We start from the raw sequence: 19945 nt of genomic DNA on the forward strand, positions 1-19945 counted from the left end.
CACCCCCGCGGCATCCGTCGTTCGCTGCACCCGGCCCGACCGGTGGTTCGCACCGACCGGGCCGGGGGTCCTCGTCAGCCGCGGCCCTGCACGGCGTAGGGGTTGAGGATGGCCTCCTCGGTTCCGGGGACGATGCCCTCCTCGGTGGCGGTGGGCTTGCCCGCGTCCGGCGGGAACGACTCGGTCATCGACATCGGCATCGCACCGTTGCGGTAGATGCTGTTGGAGCCGGTGGACGGCTTCCACTCGCCGGGCTCCCAGTCGGGGACGTAGTTGCGGTAGCCGCCCGTGTTCCACTCGACGCGCATGCCGCTCGGCTCGCGGAAGTAGAGGAAGCTCTGCTCGCCGACGCCGTGGATGGAGGGGCCGTACTCGATGTCGGTGCCGTGCTCCATGAGCACGTCGGCCGCCTGGAGGAGTTCCTCGCGCGAGTCGACCCAGAACGCGAAGTGGTTCACGCGACCGGGACGGTCGGAGCTGTCGAGCACGACGCCGAGGTCGTGGGACTTCTCGTTGGTGGTGATCACGCCGAAGACCGTGACGGGGTACTCGTCGAGGGTCGTGTAGGCCATGATGCGGAACCCGAGCACGTCGCGGTACCACTCGGTGAAGGCGCGCACGTCGGAGGCGGCGACGGTGACGTGGTCGAGCTGGCGCGGACCGACGGCGTGCTGCGTGCGCTTCTCGGGACGGTCGGGGAAGATCGACCGGAGCTCCTCGGGCGCCTGGTACCGCTCGACGTCCCAGAACAGCTCCATGGTGTGCCCCCAGGGGCCGGTGAAGCGGTACGCGCGGCCGTGGCCGTGGCCCGCATCGATCCATTCGCCGGTCACGCCGGCGTCCTCGACGCGCTTCGCGGCCTCGTCGAGCGCCTCGGGGCTCGAGGTGCGCCACGCCATGACGTTGAGCGCGGGCTCGGCGCCCTCGGCGAGCACGAGCGAGTAGTTGTAGTAGTCGCCCCACGAGCGCAGGTAGACCTTGCCGTTCGCGCGCGACTGCACGCGAAGCCCGACCTGCTCCTCGTAGAAGCGGACGGAGGCCTCGAGGTCGGGCGTTGAGAGCTCGAGGTACGAGAGGTGGGAGAGGAGTTTGATCATCGTCGATCCTTCGGTCGGAGTGCGGTGATGACGACCGCGTGGTACGGGGTGCCGTTCGGGGGCACGTCTCCACTGTCGGCGCTCGCCGGGTATCAGGGAAGCCGAATCTCTTGATGACGTTCATCGCTCCGATCGATACGGATGCCGCGGGGGCTAGCATGTGCGCATGTCGGGAGGCGCTGCGGATTCGCGCTCGGTCGCGGAGAAGCTCTTCGCGATCGCCGATGCGTTCGCCGGCCGGGAGGACCTCAGCCTCACCGAGATCGCATCGCGCGCCCGGCTGCCGCTCTCGACGGCCCACCGGCTCGTGGCCGAGTGGGTCGAGTGGGGCGGGCTCGTGCGCGGCGACGACGGGCGGTACCGGGTCGGCATGCGCCTCTGGCGGCTCGGCGTGCGCCAGCCGACGGCGCTCCGGCTCCGGCGCATCGCGATGCCCTACCTGGAGGACCTGCTGGAGTCGACCGGCGAGCACGTGCACCTCGCGGTGCGCGAGGGGATCGGCGCCGTCTACCTCGAACGGCTCTCCGGGAAGGGCGCGGTCGCGGCGATCTCGGACGTCGGCTCGCGCCTGCCCCTGCACGCGACCGGCGTGGGCCTCGTGCTGCTCGCGCACGCGCCATCCGAGGTCTTCGACGAGGTGGTCGCGTCGCAGCCGCGGAAGTTCCTTCCGAACACGCTCACCGAGGAGCGGGAGCTGCGTCGCCGGCTCGCGGAGATCCGCTCGTTCGGCCTGTCGACGTCGGTGGAGGCGCTGACGAGCGGCGCGTTCTCGGTGGCCGCACCCGTGCGGGACGCCTCGGGCGAGGTGGTCGCGGCGGTGTCGATCGTCGCGCACGCCGATCGGGTCGGGGAGCCGCAGTTCGCGCTGGGCGTGCGCATGGCCGCGCGCGGCATCTCGTCAGCGCTCGGGTATCGGCCGCAGGGCGAGTAAGTTCTTCCACTGGGTGGAATGTCCGCTGCGGTCCGCCCGGGAAGCGAGGATCCTTGACACGTCCACCCCGACGACGTGAGAGGCATGCCACTTTGCGAACGACCACTTCCGTGGCCATCATCGGCGCGGGCCCCGCGGGCCTGATGCTCGGGCACCTGCTCGCGCAGGCCGGCGTGCCCTTCACCATCCTCGAGGCGCAGACCCGCGAACACGTCCTCGGCCGCATCCGCGCCGGCGTGCTCGAGCAGGGGTCGGTCGACCTCCTCGCCGAGCACGGCCTCGACGCCGACCTCCGCGACCGCGGCCTCACCCACCACGGCATCTACCTGCAGTACGAGGGCCAGCGCCACCACATCGACTTCGTCGACCTCGTCGGCCGGACCGTCACGGTGTACGGGCAGCAGGCGCTCGTGACGCACCTGCTCGCCGAGCACGACCGCATCGGCTCGAACGTCGTCTTCGAGGCGAAGGACGTCGAACCGGTCGGCGTGACCGGCACGCGGCCGACCGTGATCTACACGAAGGACGGCGTCACCGAGGAGCTCGAGTGCGACTTCGTGGTGGGTGCCGACGGCTACCACGGCGTGTGCCGCCGCAGCATCCCCGACGGCGGCATCGAGGTCTTCGAGCGCACCTACCCCTTCGGCTGGCTGGGCATCCTCGCCGACGTGGCCCCCTCGACCGACGACCTCATCTACGCCCTGCACCGCGACGGCTTCGGCATGCACTCGATGCGTTCGCTCGAGGTCTCGCGCCTGTACGTCCAGGTGGCGCCCGACGAGTCCATCGACGACTGGAGCGACGCCCGCATCTGGGACGCCCTGCAGACCCGCCTGGGCGTCGACGGCTGGGAACTCCAGGAGGGACCGATCACCGAGAAGTCGATCACCCCCATGCGCAGCTTCGTCGTGTCGACCATGCAGCACGGCCGCATGTTCCTCGCCGGCGACGCCGGGCACATCGTGCCGCCGACCGGGGCGAAGGGCCTGAACTCGGCCATCGCCGACGTCGCCCTCCTGGCGCGCGCGATCCTCGACCACCGCGCAGGCGACGACACGGGCCTGCAGCGCTACAGCGACCGGGCGCTCGCCCGGCAGTGGAAGGTGCAGCACTTCTCGCAGTGGATGACCGAGATGCTGCACGTCCACCACGAGGTGCCGGATGCCGCGGCGCGCGGCTTCCGCTACCGAAGCCAGGTGGGCCAGCTCGAGTACGTCACCGGCTCGCACGCGGCCCGCCAGAGCCTCGCCGAACAGTACGCCGGCCTTCCCTTCACGACGGAGTGACCATGCAACGACCCGTACCCCAGCCCGAGACGGTCCAGCAGACCATCACCGACGAGATCGTCGAACGGCACCGCACCGAAGCGGATGCCGCGGCATCCGGCGGCCGGTCGATGCCGTCGCACCCGCGGCGCGACTTCGCGCCGTACCGGTCGACCGTGCTCCGGCATCCCACCCACGAACTGGTGCGCGCAGACCCGGAGGAGATCGAGCTCGTCTCGCCCGCCTTCGGCCACACCGATGTCGCGCCCGACGAGTCCGACCTCACCATCCAGCACGCCGGCGAGCCGCTCGGCGAGCGGATCATCGTGACCGGCCGCATCCTCGACGGCGACGGCCGCCCCGTGCGCAACCAGCTCGTCGAGGTCTGGCAGGCGAACGCGTCGGGCCGCTACGTGCACAAGCGCGACCAGCACCCGGCGCCGCTCGACCCGAACTTCACGGGCGTCGGCCGCATCATCACGGGCGACGACGGCTCCTACCGGATCACGACGATCAAGCCGGGCGCGTACCCGTGGAAGAACCACCGCAACGCGTGGCGCCCCGCGCACATCCACTTCTCGTTCTTCGGCACGGCGTTCACGCAGCGGCTGATCACGCAGATGTACTTCCCGGGCGACCCCCTGTTCGCCCTCGACCCGATCTACCAGTCGATCGTCGACCCGGCCGCGCGCGAGCGGCTCGTCGCGACGTACGACCACGACGTGACCGAGCCCGAGTGGGCGCTCGGCTACCGCTGGGACGTCGTGCTCACCGGCCCGAAGTCGACCTGGATGGAACCGGAGGACGCCGACCATGCCTGAGCAGCAGCAGCACCCCCACGACACCGCCGAAGAGGCCTGGGACGCCGAGGACCTGCCCGGCGCCCACGTCCACGCGGGCGCGCACACCGGCGGGTTCGCCCAGACCCCGTCGCAGACCGTCGGCCCGTTCTTCGGGTTCGCCCTCCCGTACGCGGGCGGCCCCGACGTGCGGGCACCGTGGCATCCCGACGCCATCCGGCTCCACGGCGTCGTGTACGACGGCGCCGGTGACGCCATCCCCGACGCGTTCGTCGAGATCTGGGGCGCCGACGCCACGGGCGCGGCATCCGCCCAGCGCGGCTCCCGTGCGCGCGACTCGCACGGCTTCACGGGATTCGGCCGCGCGGCGGTCGACGGCGACGGCCACTACGCGTTCACCACGATCAAGCCCGGCGCGATGCGGGAGGGCTCGGCGCCGTACCTGCTCGTGACGCTCTTCGCACGCGGCGTGCTCCACCACCTGTTCACGCGGGCGTACTTCGGCGACGAGACCGAGGCGAACGCGGGCGACCCGCTGCTCGGCCGCATCGACGAGGCCCGGCGCGGCACGCTCATCGCCGAGCCCGACGGCCCGGGCTCGTACCGGTTCGACATCCGGCTGCAGGGCGAGGGCGAGACCGTCTTCCTCGACTACGGCCAGGAGGGCTGAGCAGGATGGGGCGATGACCGACTGGGGACTGATCGACCCCGGCGCGACCGACACGACCGGCAGCGACGACGACGCCGTGCTCGCCGCGATGGTCGAGGTCGAACGCGCCCTCCTGCGCGTGTGGGGCGACATCCTCGACGAGTCCCTCGACCCGCAGGCCGACGCGCTCGACGCGGCGTCGCTCGACCGCGACGCGCTGCGCGACGGTGTGGCGCGCGACGGCGTGCCGGTCGTGGCGCTCGTCCCGGCGCTGCGCGCGCAGCTCGAGTCGGCGGGGCTCGCGGCCGACCGGCTGCACCTGGGCGCGACGAGCCAGGACGTGGTCGACACGTCGCTCATGCTCGTGACGCGCGATGCGCTGCACGCCGCGCGAGTCTCGCTCGTCGAGGCGGGCCGCCGGCTCGCCGAGCTCGCCCATACCGCGAGGCAGAGCCCGCGCATCGCCAGGTCGCTCGCGCGGCACGGCGAGGCCACGACGCTCGGGGTGCTCGCCGCCGGCTGGCTCGACGGCGTGACCGCGGCGATCGCGGCGATCGAGGCGCTCGAGTTCCCGGTGCAGTTCGGTGGGGCCGTGGGCACGGGTGCGGGTGCGGATGCCGCCGCCGGGCGTTCCGGCGCGGCGGACGACGTCCGCGCCGGGCTCGCCTCCCGGCTCGGGCTCGCCGATCCCGGACGGTCCTGGCACACCGAGCGCACGCCCGTGCTCGCGGCGACCGCCGCCGCCGCGACCGTCGTCCTCGCGCTCGGTCGGATCGCCGGCGACGCGATCCTGCTCTCCCGCGAGGAACTCGGCGAGGTGCGGCTCGCCGGCGGGGGCGGCTCCTCGGCGATGCCGCACAAGCGCAACCCGGTCGACGCCGTCGCGATCACGGCCGCGGCCGTCGAGGCGCCCGGACTGCAGCAGGTGGTCGCGAGCGCGGCGATCGCCGGCGACGAGCGATCGGCCGGCCGCTGGCACGCCGAGTGGTCGGCGTCGCGGCGACTCGCCCGACTCGCGCGCTCCGCCTCCGGCTCCGCGGCACGACTCGTCGCGGGCCTCGAATTCGACGCGCACCGGGCCGCCGCGATCCTCGAACAGGCCGGCGCCGCCGGCAGGCGCCCCGACGCCGACGTGCTGGCCGCGGCATCCGACCGCATCGTCGACCGGGCCGTCGCCCGCTTCACCCGACTCGCCGATCCGGAGGCCTCCCGATGACCGTTCCCCGTCTGCTCGGATCGTTCGCGCCCGGCGCCGCGCCGGGGCCCGCGAACCCGCTGCTCGTGCTGCTGCCCTCGCTCGGCACGTCGGCGGCGCTGTGGGACGGCGTGGTCGCGCGCCTGCGGTCGGACCCGCGCACGGCGGGCCTGCGGATCCTGCGCATCGACCTTCCCGGTCACGGGGTCTCGCCCACCGCGGCCGAGCCGTTCACGATCGCCGAACTCGCCGAGGCCGTGCTCGCCGTGGTCGACGAGGCCGGCGGTGGGGCGTTCCACGTCGCGGGCGTCTCGCTCGGCGGCGCGATCGCCCTCGAGCTCGCGGTCGCCCACCCCGACCGGGTCCGGAGCCTCGTGCTGAGCTGCAGCGGATCCCGCATCGGCACGCCGCAGGGTTGGGCCGAGCGGGCCGCATCGGTGCGGGCCAGCGGCACCGCCTCGCTCGTGACCGGCAGCGCCTCGCGGTGGTTCGCCCCCGGCTTCCTCGAGCGCGAGGGCGGCGGGCCGGGAGCCCGGTCGCTCACCACGCTCGTCGACGTCGACGACGAGTCGTACGCGCGGTGCGCCGAGTCGCTCGCGGACTTCGACCGCACCGCCGACCTCGACGCAGTCGGCGTCCCGACCCTCGCCATCAGCGGCGAGCACGACGCGGTGACGAGTCCCGCCTCGATGGAGGACCTCGCCGACGCCGTCCCGGGCGCCCGGCACGTCGCACTCGACGGGGCGTCGCACCTGGCCGTGCTCGAGGAGCCCGCCGCGGCCGCCGAGCTGATCGCGCAGCACGTCGACGCCTCGGAGCGCGAGGCCGCGGCATCCGTCGCCAACGACCGCGGCATGCGCGTGCGCCGCGGCGTGCTCGGCGATGCGCACGTCGACCGTGCCGTCGCCGCGACCACGCCCGAGACCGCGGCGTTCCAGGACTTCCTCACGCGGTATGCGTGGGGCGACGTCTGGGCCCGCCCCGGGCTGTCGCGCCGCGAACGCTCGATCGTGACGCTCACGAGCCTGACCACAGGCGGGCACGAGAACGAGATCGCGATGCACGTGCGCGCCGCGCTGCGCAACGGCCTCACGCGCGACGAGATCGCCGAGGTGCTGCTGCACACCGCCCTCTACGCCGGACTGCCGGCGGCGAACTCGGCGTTCGCGATCATGCGCGAGGTGTTCGCCCAGCAGGATTCCGCGGCATCCGCCTCGGACGCATCCGCCCCGGACGCACCCGCCCCCGAGACCCCCTGAACCCGGAGGAGACCATGGACAAGACCTTCGCGTCGGCCGAGGAGGCCGTCGCCGACATCCCCTCGGGCGCATCGCTCGCCGTCGGCGGCTTCGGCCTGTCGGGCGTGCCGATCACGCTCATCCGCGCCCTGCTCGAACGCGACGTCGACGAGCTCGAGGTCGTCTCGAACAACTGCGGCGTCGACGGGTGGGGGCTCGGGCTGCTGCTCTCCGAGGGCCGCATCCGCCGCATCATCGCGTCGTACATCGGCGAGAACAAGGAGTTCGCCCGCCAGTACCTCTCGGGCGAGGTCGAGGTCGAGCTCACGCCGCAGGGCACGCTCGCCGAGCGCATGCGGGCCGGCGGCGTCGGCATCCCCGCGTTCTACACCGCGACCGGCGCCGGCACGGCCGTCTCCGACGGCGGGATGCCGCTGCGCTACGCGCCCGACGGATCGGTCGCGCTCACGAGCGAGCCCAAGGAGATGCGGCCCTTCGACTCGTTCGGCAAGAACCGCGAGTACGTGCTCGAGCGCGCCATCCGCACCGACTACGGGCTCGTGCGCGCCGCGGTCGGCGACCGGCACGGCAACCTGCGGTTCGAGAAGTCGACCCGCAACTTCAACCCGCTCGCCGGCATGGCCGGCAAGGTCACGATCGCCGAGGTCGACGAGCTCGTCGAGCCCGGCGAGCTCGGACCCGACGACATCCACCTGCCGGGCATCTACGTCGACCGGGTCGTGCAGCTCACGCCCGAGCAGTCCGCCGACCTGCCCATCGAGAAGGTCACGGTCCGTCCGCGACCGGAGGGGAACTGACATGCCGCTCACCCGCGACGAGATGGCCGCCCGCGCCGCCCGCGAACTCGAGGACGGCACGTACGTCAACCTCGGCATCGGGCTGCCCACGCTCATCCCGAACCACCTGCCCGAGGGGGTCGAGGTCGTGCTGCACTCCGAGAACGGCATCCTCGGCGTCGGCCCGTACCCGTGGGAGGGCGAGGAGGACCCGAAGCTCATCAACGCCGGCAAGGAGACCGTGACGGTGCTGCCGGGCTCGGCCTACTTCGACTCGGCCGCGAGCTTCGGCATGATCCGCGGCGGGCGAATCACGACCGCGGTGCTCGGCGCCATGCAGGTGTCCGCCGGCGGCGACATCGCCAACTGGGCGGTGCCCGGCAAGATGGTCAAGGGCATGGGCGGCGCCATGGACCTCGTGAACGGCGCCGAGCGCGTCATCGTGGTCATGGAGCACGTGGCGAAGGACGGCTCGGCGAAGCTCGTCCAGCAGTGCACCCTGCCGCTCACGGGCCGCGCGTGCGTCGACCGGATCATCACCGACCTGGCGGTCTTCGACGTCACCGACGACGGATTCGTGCTCGTCGAGCTGGCGCCCGACGTCACGGTCGAGCAGGTGACGGATGCCACGGGCGCCCCCTTCGCGGTCGCCGAATCGCTCGCGCAGGAGACCTCGTGACCGAGCTCCGAGACGTCGTCGTCTGCGCCCCCCTGCGCACTCCCGTCGGGCGCATGGGCGGCGTTCTCGCGCCCGTGCCCGCCCTCTCGCTGGCGACGACCGTGCTCACCGCGCTCCTCGAACGCTCGGGCGTCGACCCCGCCGCGATCGACGGCGTCGTCGCCGCCCAGGGGTACCCCACCATGGAGGCGCCCGCGATCGGGCGGGTCGCCGCGCTCGACGCCGGCTTCCCCGTCGAGACGACCGGGTACCAGCTCGACCGCCGCTGCGGTTCGGGCCTGCAGGCCGTGCTCAACGCCGCGATGGAGGTGCAGACCGGCGTCTCCGACGCGGTCGTGGCGCTCGGCGTCGAGTCGATGTCGAACGCGCCGCTCTACACCGTCGAGGGTCGACGGGGCCTCTCCGGCGCGGGGCTCATGCTCCACGACGCGCTCTCGCGCGGCCGCGAGACCGTGGGCGGGCGGCGCTTCCCGACCCCCGACGGCAACGTCGGGTCGGCCGAGCTGCTGCGCGCCGACTACGGCATCTCGCGCGAGGCGCAGGACGCGTTCGCGCTGCAGTCGCACCAACGCGCGGTCGCCGCGCAGGAGTCCGGCGCGTTCGACGCCGAGCTCGTGCCCGTCGAGGTCGCCGGGCGCCGGGGGAGCGTCACGGTCGACCGCGACGAGCACCCGCGCGCCGACACCTCGCTCGAGGCGCTCGGCGGGCTGCGCGCGATCATGGGCCGGCGCGACCCGTCGGCCACGGTGACCGCCGGCAACTCGAGCGGGCAGAACGACGCGGCGGCCGCGTGCATCGTCACGACCGCCGAGCGGGCCGCCGAGCTCGGACTGACCCCGATGCTGCGACTGGTCTCGTGGGCGGTCGCGGGCAACGACCCGCTTCGCTTCGGCGTCGCGCCCGTGCCGGCGGCGAACCTCGCGCTGCAGCGCGCCGGCATCCGCTTCGACGACCTCGACGTCATCGAGCTCAACGAGGCGTTCGCCGTGCAGGTGCTCGCGTGCCTCGCCGACTGGGGGCTCGACGCCGAGGACCCGCGCCTCAACCCGCGCGGGAGCGGCATCTCGATCGGGCACCCGATCGGCGCCACCGGCATCCGCATGCTCGCGACGCTCGCGCACGAGCTGCCCGACCTCGACGGGTCGCTCGCGCTCGAGACGATGTGCATCGGCGGCGGCCAGGCGCTCGCGGCGGTGTGGGCGCGCGCCTGACCGCCCCCCGCTTCGCTCGCCCGCTCCTGTAGACGGGCGGGCGGCCTCGGGCAGCGAGTCGGTCGTGGCCCGCGCCGGCAGCCGGCGCCCGCGCCTCAGCGGGCGCGCTCGGGCCCGCCGGTGCTGTCGATGCCCGTGACGGTCGTCAGCAGGAAGACGGAGTCCTCGAGGGCGAGCACCGCGTGGCGCGCATGGGTGAGTACGTCGAGCCGCCCTGCGGCGACCTCCGTGGGGTCCTGCCCCGTCACGCGCACCCGCCCCGCCAGTACGTGGATGCTCGCGGCCGCGGGCGAGTTGTGCTCGGCGAGCTCGACCCCCGAGCGCAGGGCGATGATCGATTGGCGCAGCGGCCCGTCGCGGAGGATCAGCTCCGCGCTCCGGCCGTGCTCGTCGGCGAGCGCGGCGGCGAGGTGGGTGCGAGCGAGATCGATGAGGTCGGCCACGGGAGTCCTCCGTCGAACGTGATGCCGTCCAGTATGCCAACCGCGTGCGCGGGGCGGAGTCAATCTGCGACGAGCGTCCCGCCATCGATGACGAGGTACTGGCCGGTGGTGAAGGCGCCCGCGGATGACGCGAGCCAGACCACCGCGCCCGCGACCTCCTCGACGCGGCCGAACCGGCCGAGCGGCGTCCGCTCCCGGCGGCGGGCCGCGGTGGCCGAGTCGTCGGTGATCGGCCGCGCGAAGTCGGTCGCGATCACGCCCGGCGAGATCGCGTTCGCGCGCACGCCCGCGTGCCCCCATTGGACGGCGAGGTTGCGGGCGAGCTGCGCGTTCGCGGCCTTCGTCATGCCATAGCCCGACAGCACGCGATTGCCGCGAAGGCCGGCGAGGCTGGACATGACGAGGAACGCCCCGCCGCCGCCCTCGGCGATCAGCGGCACGGCGGCGTTCGCCAGCTCGGCGACCGAGCGCAGGTGGAGTGCGTACATGCGATCGAGCGCGTCGAGGTCGATCGGGCCGGTCGCGTCGAGCGCGGCGCCGGCGTTCGCGACGACCGTGTCGAGGCGGCCCCAGCGTTCGACGGCTGCGGCGACGACCGCGGCCGCGGACCCGGGCGCCGCGAGATCGACGCCGACGGCCTCGACATCGAGCCCGAGCTCGCGCATCCGTCGGGCGGCCCCCTCCGGGTCGGCGTCGGGCAGCGCGGCGACGAGCACGCGGGCCCCCGCGGCGGCGAGCGCCTCCGCGCAGGCCCGCCCGATTCCGGAGGATCCGCCCGTGACGATCGCGACCTGCCCGGCGCACGAGAACAGGCGTGCAGGGTCGAGCGCCGAACGCGGTTCGTCGTCGATATCGGCCATGCGCGCCATCTCCCGAGGTCTCAGGCCAGCGTAGGGACGGTGCACGGGCGTGGTCATCGCCATCCGTGATGCGACGCATCACGCGCCGTCCGAGGCGACACGATGGAAGCTCGGGCGTTCGCAGGGAGGGGGGCCGCCGATGGCTTCGCATGAGGGTCGTACGTACGTCGTCACCGGCGCGGCATCCGGGATCGGGGCGGCGACGGCCGCGGCGCTCGCCGAAGCGGGAGCCCGCGTGATCGCGGCCGACCTCGCCCGGGACGCCGCACCTCCGGACGCCCATGACCTCGAGCGGGTCTCGCTCGACGTGAGCGACGCGGCATCGTGGACGTCGGTCGCCGAGCGCCTGACCGGCGCCGGCACCGCGCTCGACGGCCTCGTCAACGCCGCCGGCATCACCCGCCGCGCCCGCCTGGGCGACGCCACCGCCGACGACTTCGCGGCGGCGTTCGCCGTCAATGCGACCGGCCCGGCGCTCGGCATCCAGGCGCTCGCGCCGCTCATGCCGACGGGGAGCTCCATCGTGAACGTCGGCTCGGCCGCAGGCGCGATGGCGCACTACGGCGTCGCGTACGGCGCGAGCAAGTGGGCGCTGCGCGGCATCACGAAGACCGCGGCGATGGAGCTCGCTCCCCGTGGCATCCGCGTCAACCTCGTGAGCCCGGGCTTCATCGAGACGCCGATGACAGCGAGCGCCCCGGACGCGTTCCGCGCCGTGAATTTGGCGTCCACGCCGCTCGGCCGAACCGGCACCCCGGAGGAGGTCGCCGCCGTCATCGTGCACCTGCTGTCGACGGATGCCGCGTACGTGACCGGAACCGAGATCGCGGTCGACGGCGGCCTCACCGGCCACGGCGGCGGGCTGCCGATCGCGCGGGCGATGGGGTCGGCGCATCCACCGGAGTGATGAAGTCCATCATGCATCGACCCTTCACTGATATCCGCCGAGACGGTTGACTGGAATCACGCCGCCCACCGCCGCGCGCGTGATTGGAGACCCACCCGTGACATCGTCGTCCGACGGACTGACCGCCCCCTACGCCATCGTCCGCTTCCGCGAGATCGCGAGCGCGGATGCCGAGCCGGTGCTGGGCCTCGTCGTGGGCGACCGGGTCCGCGAGATCGGCCCCGACGAGCTGGGAGCGCCCGACCTCAACGCCTTCCTGGCCGAGACGCCCGATTCGTGGGACCGGCTGCGCCGGGTCGCCGAGCAGGCGGATGACACGTGGCATCCGCTCGCCGACGTCACCATCACGGCGCCGGTCACGCCGCGCCAGGTGCTGCAGACCGGAGCCAACTACCGCACGCACGTCATCGACCTCGTGGCCGCGGGCCGCGCGAAGAACGACCCGCGCCCCATCGAGGAACTGCGCGAGTGGGCCGCCGACATGATGGACCGCCGTGCGCGCGAGGGCATCCCCTACTTCTTCATCGGCCTGCCCGCGGCGGTCGTCGGCGACGACGTCGACCTCGTGCTGCCGTCGTACAGCGAGCAGCACGACTGGGAGCTCGAGCTCGCGATCGTGATCGGCAAGGAGGCGTTCCGCGTCGACCGCGAGCACGCCATGGAGCACGTCGCGGGCTACACGATCGTGAACGACGTCACGACCCGCGACCTCGTCTTCCGCGAGGACATGAAGGAGATCGGCACCGACTGGTACCGCGGCAAGAACGCGCCCGGCTTCCTGCCGACCGGCCCGTTCCTGGTGCCGGCGCCGTTCGTCGAGAACCCCGGCGACCTGCACCTGCGGCTCACGCTCAACGGCGAGACGATGCAGGATGCCACGACCTCCGACCTGCTCTTCGACCTGCCCGCGCTCATCGCCGGCGCCTCGCAGAACATGCCGCTGCTGCCCGGCGACCTGCTCCTCACGGGCAGCCCGGCCGGCAACGGCATCGTGCACGGACGCATGCTGCGCGACGGCGACGTGATGGTCGGCGCGATCGAGGGTCTCGGCGCGCAGACCGTGCGCGCGGTGGCCGAGGGGGTGGCCCGATGAGCTCGCCGGACGTGCGGGTCGAGCAGGCGCGCCAGCGCCGTCTCGAGACCCACCCCACCCCCGCCGAGGACCCCGCCGAGCTCGACCGCAGCGATCCCGAGCGCCACATCGCCGAGGCCGCCGAGGCGTACCGCAACTGGGGCCGTTGGGGCGAGGACGACCGCCTCGGCACGCTGAACTTCATCGGCGACGCCGAACGCGCCCGCGCGGCCGGCCTCGTACGCCGCGGCGCGAGCTTCTCGCTGTCGCAGCCGTTCGACATGAACGGCCCCCAGCAGGGCTGGCGCCGCCGCACCAACCCCGTGCACACCATGCTCGACACGGGCACGGATGCCGCGGCCGGGAAGCAGGGCTTCCCCCACGGCATCGGCGGCGCCGACGACGTGATCGCGATGCCGCTGCAGTGCTCCACGCAGTGGGACGGCCTCGGCCACATCTTCGACCGGGGCGTGGCATGGAACGGGCGCCCCGCCGGCGAGGTGGTCACGAGCGACGGCGACCTCGTCACGGGCATCGAGCACGCGGCATCCGCCATCGCCGGTCGCGGCGTGCTGCTCGACCTGGGCCGGTTCCTGAGGCCCGACGATGGCGAGTTGCCCGACGGCTACGCGATCACGACCGCCGAGCTCGAGGCGTGCATCGAAGCGCAGGGTGCGACGAGCGCCGTCGGCCGCGGCGATCTCGTCCTGGTCCGCACCGGCCGGTATGCGCGCGCCCTCCGCGAGGGATGGAACGGCTACGCCGGCGGCCCCAGCGCGGGCCTGTCGTTCACGACCGCCGGATGGCTGCACCGCACCGAGGTCGCCGCGATCGCGACCGACACGTGGGGCTTCGAAGTGCGGCCGAACGAGTTCGACGACGCCTTCCAGCCGCTGCACCAGGTCGTCATCCCGAACCTGGGCCTCACCATCGGCGAGATGTGGAACCTCGAGGCGCTCGCCGCGGACTGCGCCACCGACGGCGTCTACGAGTTCCTCCTCGTCGCGCCACCGCTGCCGATCACCGGCGCCGTCGGCTCACCCGTCAACCCCATCGCCCTCAAGTAGTCCAACCCGAACCGAATCCCAAAGGAGGGATCCACCATGACCGCAGTCTCCCGTGTCGCGATCGTCGGCTCCGGCGTGGCCGGCAACGCCGCCGCCATCCTGCTCGCCGAGGGCGGCGTCGACGTCGACGTCTTCGAGATCAAGCCCGACCTGTCCGCGCTCGGCTCGGGCATCACGCTGCAGGGCAATGCCCTGCGCGTGTTCGACCGGCTCGGCGTGTGGGAGCAGGTCAAGGAGGCCGGCTACACGTTCGACGTGCTCGGCCTGCGGGCGCCCGGCCCCGACGCGAAGGTGATCGCGCAGATCCCCGACGCGCCCACCGGCGGGCCCGAGTACCCGGCCACGGCGGGCATGTACCGGCCCGACCTCGCGCGCATCCTCGCGGACCGGGCGACCGAGGTCGGCGCCCGCATCCGCTTCGGCACGACCGTGACGAGCTTCACGCAGGACGACAGCGGCGTCGACGTCACGCTCAGCGACGGCACGACCGGCCGGTACGACCTGCTCATCGGCGCCGACGGCCTGAACTCGTCCATCCGGAAGCAGCTCGGCGTCGAGGTCGAGCCCGAACGCACCGGCATGGGCATCTGGCGCGCGTTCGTGCCGCGGCCGAAGGACGTCACCAACACCGACCTCTACTACGGCGGACCCGTCTACATCGCCGGGTACTGCCCGACGAGCGACGAGATGATGTACGCCTACCTCGTCGAGCCCGCGCAGGACCGCCACCTGCTCTCGCCCGAGGAGGGCGTGCAGGTCATGAAGGAGCTGTCGCAGGCGTACGGCGGCCCGTGGAACGAGATCCGCGAGTCGCTCGACGACGCGTCGCGCGTCAATTACACGTGGTTCACCAAGCACGTCGTGCCCGACGCGTGGAACCGCGGCCGGGTCGTGCTCATCGGCGAGGCCGCCCACAGCTGCCCGCCCACCATCGCGCAGGGCGCCGCGCAGGCCGGCGAGGACGCTCTCGTGCTCTCCGAGCTGCTGCTCTCGCACGACGCCGTCGACCAGGCGCTGTGGGACGAGTTCCACGCACGCCGCCTGCCGCGCGCGACCGAGGTCGTCGAGGCATCGGTGCAGCTCGGCCAGTGGCAGATCGACCACGTGCAGGACGCCGACGTGCAGGGCCTCATCCGCCGCATCGCCACGCTCGTGAGCCAGCCGGCATGAGCGGCGAGCACCCGACGGTGACGGATGCCGCGGCGCCCGCCGACGGCGCGCCCGTCGTCGACGTGCACGCGCACCTGCTGCTGCCCGCGCTGCAGCAGGCGGTCGGTGCGCGCGATCCCGAGGGGTTCGGCGCCGCCCAGGCGCTCGAGGCCCGCCGCAACGGGCCCGAAAGCCTCGCGGCATCCGGTCGCATGATCGGCGAGCGGATGCCGCTGCTCACCTCGCTCGACGCGCGCCTCGCCGAGATGGACCGGCAGGCCGTCGACGTGCAGGTCGTGTCGCCGTCGCCGTCGCACTACTACCCCTGGGCGGGCGAGGAGCTCGCGGCGTGGGCCGCGCGGGAGGCGAATCGTGCGATCGCCGAGCACGTGGCGGGCGCGCCCGACCGGCTGCTCGGACTCGGGCTCGTGCCGCTGCAGCATCCGCACCTCGTCGTCGACGCGCTCGAGGACGCGGTCGTCGGCAACGGCCTCGCGGGCGTCGAGCTCTCGTCGTTCGCGGGCGACGTCGAGCTCTCCGACGAGCGGCTCGAGCCGTTCTGGACCCGCGCCGAGGAACTCGACGCGATCGTCTTCCTGCACCCGTTCGGCTGCAGCCTCGACGAGCGCCTCGACCGCTTCTACCTGTCGAACACGGTCGGCCAGCCCGTCGAGAACGCGGTCGCGCTGTCGCACCTCATCTTCTCGGGCGTGCTCGACCGGCACCCGAGGCTGAAGCTCGTCGCAGCGCACGGCGGCGGATACCTGCCGACGTTCCTCGGTCGCTCCGACCACGCGTGGCAGGTGCGGCCCGAGGCGCGCGGATGCCGCGAACTCCCGTCGTCGTACCTGCGACGCCTGCGCTTCGACTCGCTCGTGCACACGCCGGGCGCGCTGCGCGCGCTCGTCGACGCGGCGGGCGCCGACCGCGTGCTGCTCGGGACCGACTACCCCTTCGACATGGGCGTCGACGACCCGATCGATCGCGTGCGCGAGGCCGGACTCGCCGGACAGGACGCACGGGCCGTCCTGTCGGGAAACGCCGCCGAACTGCTCGGGTCCCGCCTGTCGGCGCGAGCCGCCGCCGCGGCGGGGAGCACCGGGGGAGCCGCATGAGGATCGCGAGGTGGACCCACCGCGGAGCAGTCGGCGAGGGTTTCGTCATCGGCGACGGCGTCGTGCCGTTCCCGCGGGGCCTCACCGTCTCCGACATCCTCGTCGCGGGGCTCGCAGGGCTGCCCGCGCTCGCGGCGGAAGTCGAGGGGGACGCCGCGGCATCCGTCACGCCGCTCGCCGATGTGGAACTGCTCGCGCCGGTCGTGCCCGCGAGCGTGCGCGACTTCGTCGCGTTCGAGGAGCACGTCGAGGGCGTCACCGCGGCGGTCGACGGCGCGAGCCACGTCGCCGACGAGTGGTACACGTACCCGACCTTCTACTTCACCAACCCGCACTCGATCGTCGCGACCGGCGCCGAGGTGCGTCCGCCCGCGAGCGAGCGCCTCGACTTCGAGCTCGAGGTCGGTGCCGTGATCGGCGGGGTCGCCGGTTCCGACGGCCGCGACCTCTCGCCCGCGGATGCCGCCGGCCACGTCTTCGGCTACACGATCTTCAACGACTGGTCGGCGCGCGACATCCAGGGTCGCGAGATGAAGGTGAAGCTCGGTCCTGCGAAGGGCAAGGACTTCGCGACGACGCTCGGGCCCTGGATCACGACCGCCGACGAGTTCGCCCATCTCGTCGACGACGAGGGGTTCCTGCCGATCCGCATGGAGGTCTTCGTCAACGGGGAGCGCGTCGGGCACGACCTGCTCGCGAACATGGGCTGGCCGTTCGGCGACCTCGTCGCGTACGCGTCGCGCGACGCGCGGGTGGTGCCGGGCGACGTGCTCGGATCGGGTACGGCCGGCAACGGCGGATGCCTCGCGGAGCTCTGGGGCCGCGCGGGCGAGCTCACGCCGCCCCCGCTCGCCGAGGGCGACGAGGTCGTCATGCGCGTCGAGGGCATCGGCGAGATCCGCAACACGGTCGGGCGTGCCCGCCCGGTGCCGGAGATCCCCCCGGCGCGCCGGCGTTCGCGCGCTCGCGAACGCGCGTGAGCGGCTGACCCGGCGGCGTCCGTCGACGCGAACGGATGCCGCGGCTCAGGCCGCCGGCTCGCCGAGCCCTGCCGACGCCTCGACGAACAACCCGCGCAGCCATTCGTGCTCCGGGTCGCGGCGGTGCACCGGATGCCACCACATCGCGTTGTGGATCGGCGTCGCGTCGAACGGCGGCTCGAGCACGCGCACGCCCGCCGCGTCGCGGGCGTAGTCCGCGAGGCTCGCCTGGATGAGGGCGAGCCGGTCGGTGCCGGCGACGAACATCGGCAGCAGCAGGAAGCTCTCGACGACGGCCTCCACGCGCGGCTCGATGCCGAGCTGCTGGATCTGCCGCGTCGCCGAGGTGAACGCCGACCGGGACTGGTAGGTGAACACCCAGGGCAGCCGCGCGACGTCCTCGAGCGTGACCTCGTCGGCGATCGCGTCGTTGCCCTCCGAGGCGAGGACCACCCACCGGTCGTTCCACAGGTCGGTGAACGGCAGGTCGGTGAGGAAGCCGTGCGGCATGAGCAGTGCGTCGGCGCTGCGGAGCCGGTTCACTGCGTCTTCGACGATCTGCGGGTTGTGCATCATGAAGCGGAACCGCACGCCGGGCGCTCGCTCGGCGGCGAGCGCCGCGACCCGCCGGCCGGTGGTCGCGACGCTGTAGTCGGAGCCGTAGATGGCGAAGTCGCGCGTCGACTGGCTCGGGTCCCATTCCGCGGAACTCTCGAACACGCGCCGGGCGGCGTCGAGCGCCGCGGCGGTGTGCTCCGCGAGGCGCGAGGCGAGCGGGGTGAGCTCGTAGGTGTTGCCGGTGCGCGCGAGGATCGGGTCGTTGAAGTGCGTCCGGAGCCGCGCGAGCGATGCGCTGAGCGCGGGCTGGCTGAGGTGCAGCCGCTCGGCGGCGCGCGTCACGCTGCGCTCGGTGAGCAGCGCGTCGAGCGACACGAGCAGGTTGAGGTCGAGCCGGGAGAGGGGAGGCTGGGGATCGGACACGTCGCTGTGTTCCTTCGCTGGGTCGGATTCCCCAGTCTATCCACGCGGTCTATCCCGAGCGCTAGGGCATCGCGTCGCGTGATGCCTCATCGTGATCCCTCGCCGCGCCCTCCGCGAGCGAATCGGACGCGAGCGCGAGGTGGCGCCGGGTCATGTCCGCGGCATCCGCGTCGAGCCACTCGTGCCCGCCCCACTCGCTGCACAGCGTGCCGGTGAAGTCCGAGCCGGCGAGCACGGTGCCGAGGTCGCGGATCGGCTGCGTGATACGCCCGTCGGCGTCGTCGAGGTCCCAGAACTTGAGGTGGAACGCGCCCACGAGCGGCAGGATGTCGCGCAGCACCGCCGCGTCGGAGCGGCCGAAGCGCACGAGCATGTCCATGAACAGCGCGTGCGCGTGCGGCGGCACCGCGCCGGCGCGGAGCGTCGACATGAGCAGGCCGACGGTGGCGGGGTCGTGCCATCCGGCGGCCAGGCGATCGATGAGCGAGCGGTCCAGGCCCGCGGCTTCGAGTGCGTCGAGGTAGGTGACCGGCAGCGCGGGCATGAGCATGCTGCAGTCGACGAGCACGCGGACGTGCGGGTCGTCGAGCGCCGCGATCGCGTCGAGGGCGCGCGCGGTCTCCGGGTCGTCCGGCGTCTGGCGTCCCTGCGCCTCCTCGTAGAGCACGAGGTCGAGCTCGTGCAGCACGGGCAGCACGCGAGCGAGGAGCGCCGGGCCGGCCTGGCCGATCGGGAGGCGCACGCCGGATGCGCCCACGCGCTGTGCCGCGTGCAGCTGGGGGAGGAGGAACGCGAGGCGGTCGTCGTCGTCGCGGCGGCGGCGATCAGGAGTCCAGTCGTCGAGGCTCGCGCCGGCGATGCTCACGGTGCCGCCGGCCGCGTCGAGCGCCGTGCGGAACGCGTCGACCTCGTCACCGGCGGGGACGGGGAAGCTGCGCCACATCTGGCCCGGCTCGATCTCGATGACGGATGCCACGCCATCGCGCACGACACCGACCGCGATGTCGGCGGCGGGCTGTTCGGCTCGGACGACCTCGGGCGTCCAGTTGAAGGCGCTCGCAGCGAGGGTCCATCCCGTGGGGAGGTGTCGAGACGCGACCCGCAGTCCTCGACCCGCAGAGGGGTCTCGTGACGCGCTTCGCGCCCCACGACCTGCGTCCGGGGAGGCGACGAGGGTGCGCTGGGCGTGGAAGGGGAGCGTGAGCGGACCATCGGGGCCGGCCTGGAGGTAGGGGATCGTCAGCCGGAACGACACGGCCACCTCGTGAGCGCCGTCGCCGAGCGGCCCGGCGCCGTCGACGAGGAGGCGGTCCTGCACGAACCACCACTCGCCGTCCGGCCGGGGACGGAGGTCCGGCACTGCGGCACCGTCCAGCGACACCTCGAGGTCCGACAGGCTCGCGAACGGCAGCGAACGGATCCACGGCAGGCTGAGGCGCACCGCGAAGCCGTCCGGGGTGCGCGCGAGCGCGTCGTCGAGCAGGATCGGCAGGCTCATCAGGCGACCGC

General features: G+C 73.1%; 20 protein-coding genes. 15 read left to right on the plus strand and 5 right to left on the minus strand.

From position 1 onward, the window contains the following. Positions 1–74 precede the first annotated feature (74 nt). Positions 75–1097: a VOC family protein gene (locus ACULK4_RS03185; protein ID WP_445965011.1), complete on the minus strand. Its 1023-nt coding sequence runs from the start codon at positions 1095–1097 to the stop codon at positions 75–77. Positions 1098–1263: 166 nt separating this feature from the next. On the opposite strand from ACULK4_RS03185, the gene ACULK4_RS03190 reads away from it, so the two are divergent. The 9 genes from ACULK4_RS03190 (at position 1264) to ACULK4_RS03230 (ending at position 9862) form a co-directional block, all read left to right on the plus strand. Next, positions 1264–2028: an IclR family transcriptional regulator gene (locus tag ACULK4_RS03190; RefSeq protein WP_445965012.1), complete on the plus strand. Its 765-nt coding sequence runs from the start codon at positions 1264–1266 to the stop codon at positions 2026–2028. A 110-nt stretch (positions 2029–2138) separates the two neighbouring features. Further along, entirely contained in the window at positions 2139–3314 is a 1176-nt protein-coding gene (locus tag ACULK4_RS03195; protein WP_445965013.1) for a 4-hydroxybenzoate 3-monooxygenase, read from the plus strand. Between the two features lie 2 nt (positions 3315–3316). Further along, positions 3317–4114 carry a protocatechuate 3,4-dioxygenase subunit beta gene (gene pcaH, locus ACULK4_RS03200; protein WP_445965014.1) on the plus strand — a complete coding sequence of 266 codons (798 nt, stop codon included), beginning with the start codon at positions 3317–3319 and terminating at the stop codon, positions 4112–4114. Next, positions 4107–4763: a protocatechuate 3,4-dioxygenase subunit alpha gene (gene pcaG, locus ACULK4_RS03205; RefSeq protein WP_445965015.1), complete on the plus strand. Its 657-nt coding sequence runs from the start codon at positions 4107–4109 to the stop codon at positions 4761–4763. The genes pcaH and pcaG overlap by 8 nt, the downstream gene beginning before the upstream one ends. Positions 4764–4776: 13 nt before the next feature. Continuing rightward, positions 4777–5958 (plus strand): lyase family protein, encoded by a 1182-nt coding sequence (locus ACULK4_RS03210; protein ID WP_445965016.1) that lies wholly within the window; start codon positions 4777–4779, stop codon positions 5956–5958. After that, the gene (pcaDC, locus tag ACULK4_RS03215; RefSeq protein WP_445965017.1) at positions 5955–7196 is read left to right on the plus strand and encodes a bifunctional 3-oxoadipate enol-lactonase/4-carboxymuconolactone decarboxylase PcaDC; all 1242 of its coding nucleotides are present in this window, start codon (positions 5955–5957) and stop codon (positions 7194–7196) included. The genes ACULK4_RS03210 and pcaDC overlap by 4 nt, the downstream gene beginning before the upstream one ends. A gap of 14 nt (positions 7197–7210) precedes the next feature. Further along, complete coding sequence (locus ACULK4_RS03220; protein WP_445965018.1) at positions 7211–7993, plus strand: CoA transferase subunit A; 783 nt, start codon at positions 7211–7213, stop codon at positions 7991–7993. 1 nt (position 7994) lies between these two features. Beyond that, a complete protein-coding gene (locus ACULK4_RS03225; protein ID WP_445965019.1) occupies positions 7995–8651 on the plus strand; it encodes a CoA transferase subunit B in 657 nt (218 codons plus the stop codon). Next, the gene (locus ACULK4_RS03230; RefSeq protein ID WP_445965020.1) at positions 8648–9862 is read left to right on the plus strand and encodes an acetyl-CoA C-acetyltransferase; all 1215 of its coding nucleotides are present in this window, start codon (positions 8648–8650) and stop codon (positions 9860–9862) included. Before ACULK4_RS03225 ends, ACULK4_RS03230 begins: the two co-directional genes overlap by 4 nt. A gap of 95 nt (positions 9863–9957) precedes the next feature. On the opposite strand, the gene ACULK4_RS03235 is transcribed toward ACULK4_RS03230, so the two are convergent. Together ACULK4_RS03235 and ACULK4_RS03240 are read right to left on the minus strand one after the other, a co-directional pair. Beyond that, complete coding sequence (locus ACULK4_RS03235) at positions 9958–10305, minus strand: cupin domain-containing protein (protein ID WP_445965021.1); 348 nt, start codon at positions 10303–10305, stop codon at positions 9958–9960. Between the two features lie 59 nt (positions 10306–10364). Next, entirely contained in the window at positions 10365–11165 is an 801-nt protein-coding gene (locus ACULK4_RS03240) for an SDR family NAD(P)-dependent oxidoreductase (RefSeq protein WP_445965022.1), read from the minus strand. 139 nt (positions 11166–11304) lie between these two features. On the opposite strand from ACULK4_RS03240, the gene ACULK4_RS03245 reads away from it, so the two are divergent. From ACULK4_RS03245 to ACULK4_RS03270, 6 genes are all read left to right on the plus strand, one after another. Beyond that, positions 11305–12072 (plus strand): SDR family oxidoreductase, encoded by a 768-nt coding sequence (locus ACULK4_RS03245; RefSeq protein WP_445965023.1) that lies wholly within the window; start codon positions 11305–11307, stop codon positions 12070–12072. Between the two features lie 97 nt (positions 12073–12169). Then, positions 12170–13165 carry a fumarylacetoacetate hydrolase family protein gene (locus tag ACULK4_RS03250; protein WP_445965024.1) on the plus strand — a complete coding sequence of 332 codons (996 nt, stop codon included), beginning with the start codon at positions 12170–12172 and terminating at the stop codon, positions 13163–13165. Then, a complete protein-coding gene (locus ACULK4_RS03255) occupies positions 13162–14211 on the plus strand; it encodes a cyclase family protein (protein ID WP_445965025.1) in 1050 nt (349 codons plus the stop codon). The genes ACULK4_RS03250 and ACULK4_RS03255 overlap by 4 nt, the downstream gene beginning before the upstream one ends. Positions 14212–14247: 36 nt before the next feature. Next, positions 14248–15381, plus strand: a complete 1134-nt coding sequence (locus ACULK4_RS03260) for an FAD-dependent oxidoreductase (RefSeq protein WP_445965026.1) — start codon at positions 14248–14250, stop codon at positions 15379–15381. After that, a complete protein-coding gene (locus ACULK4_RS03265) occupies positions 15378–16475 on the plus strand; it encodes an amidohydrolase family protein (protein ID WP_445965027.1) in 1098 nt (365 codons plus the stop codon). Before ACULK4_RS03260 ends, ACULK4_RS03265 begins: the two co-directional genes overlap by 4 nt. Beyond that, entirely contained in the window at positions 16472–17455 is a 984-nt protein-coding gene (locus ACULK4_RS03270) for a fumarylacetoacetate hydrolase family protein (protein ID WP_445965028.1), read from the plus strand. Before ACULK4_RS03265 ends, ACULK4_RS03270 begins: the two co-directional genes overlap by 4 nt. Positions 17456–17500: 45 nt before the next feature. Here ACULK4_RS03270 and ACULK4_RS03275 read toward each other — a convergent pair whose 3' ends face one another. Both ACULK4_RS03275 and ACULK4_RS03280 read right to left on the minus strand, forming a co-directional pair. Further along, a complete protein-coding gene (locus tag ACULK4_RS03275; RefSeq protein ID WP_445965029.1) occupies positions 17501–18436 on the minus strand; it encodes a LysR family transcriptional regulator in 936 nt (311 codons plus the stop codon). A 61-nt stretch (positions 18437–18497) separates the two neighbouring features. Continuing rightward, positions 18498–19934, minus strand: a complete 1437-nt coding sequence (locus ACULK4_RS03280; RefSeq protein WP_445965030.1) for a hypothetical protein — start codon at positions 19932–19934, stop codon at positions 18498–18500. Positions 19935–19945 lie beyond the last annotated feature (11 nt).

The sequence above is a fragment of the Agromyces selenitireducens genome (assembly GCF_052748465.2).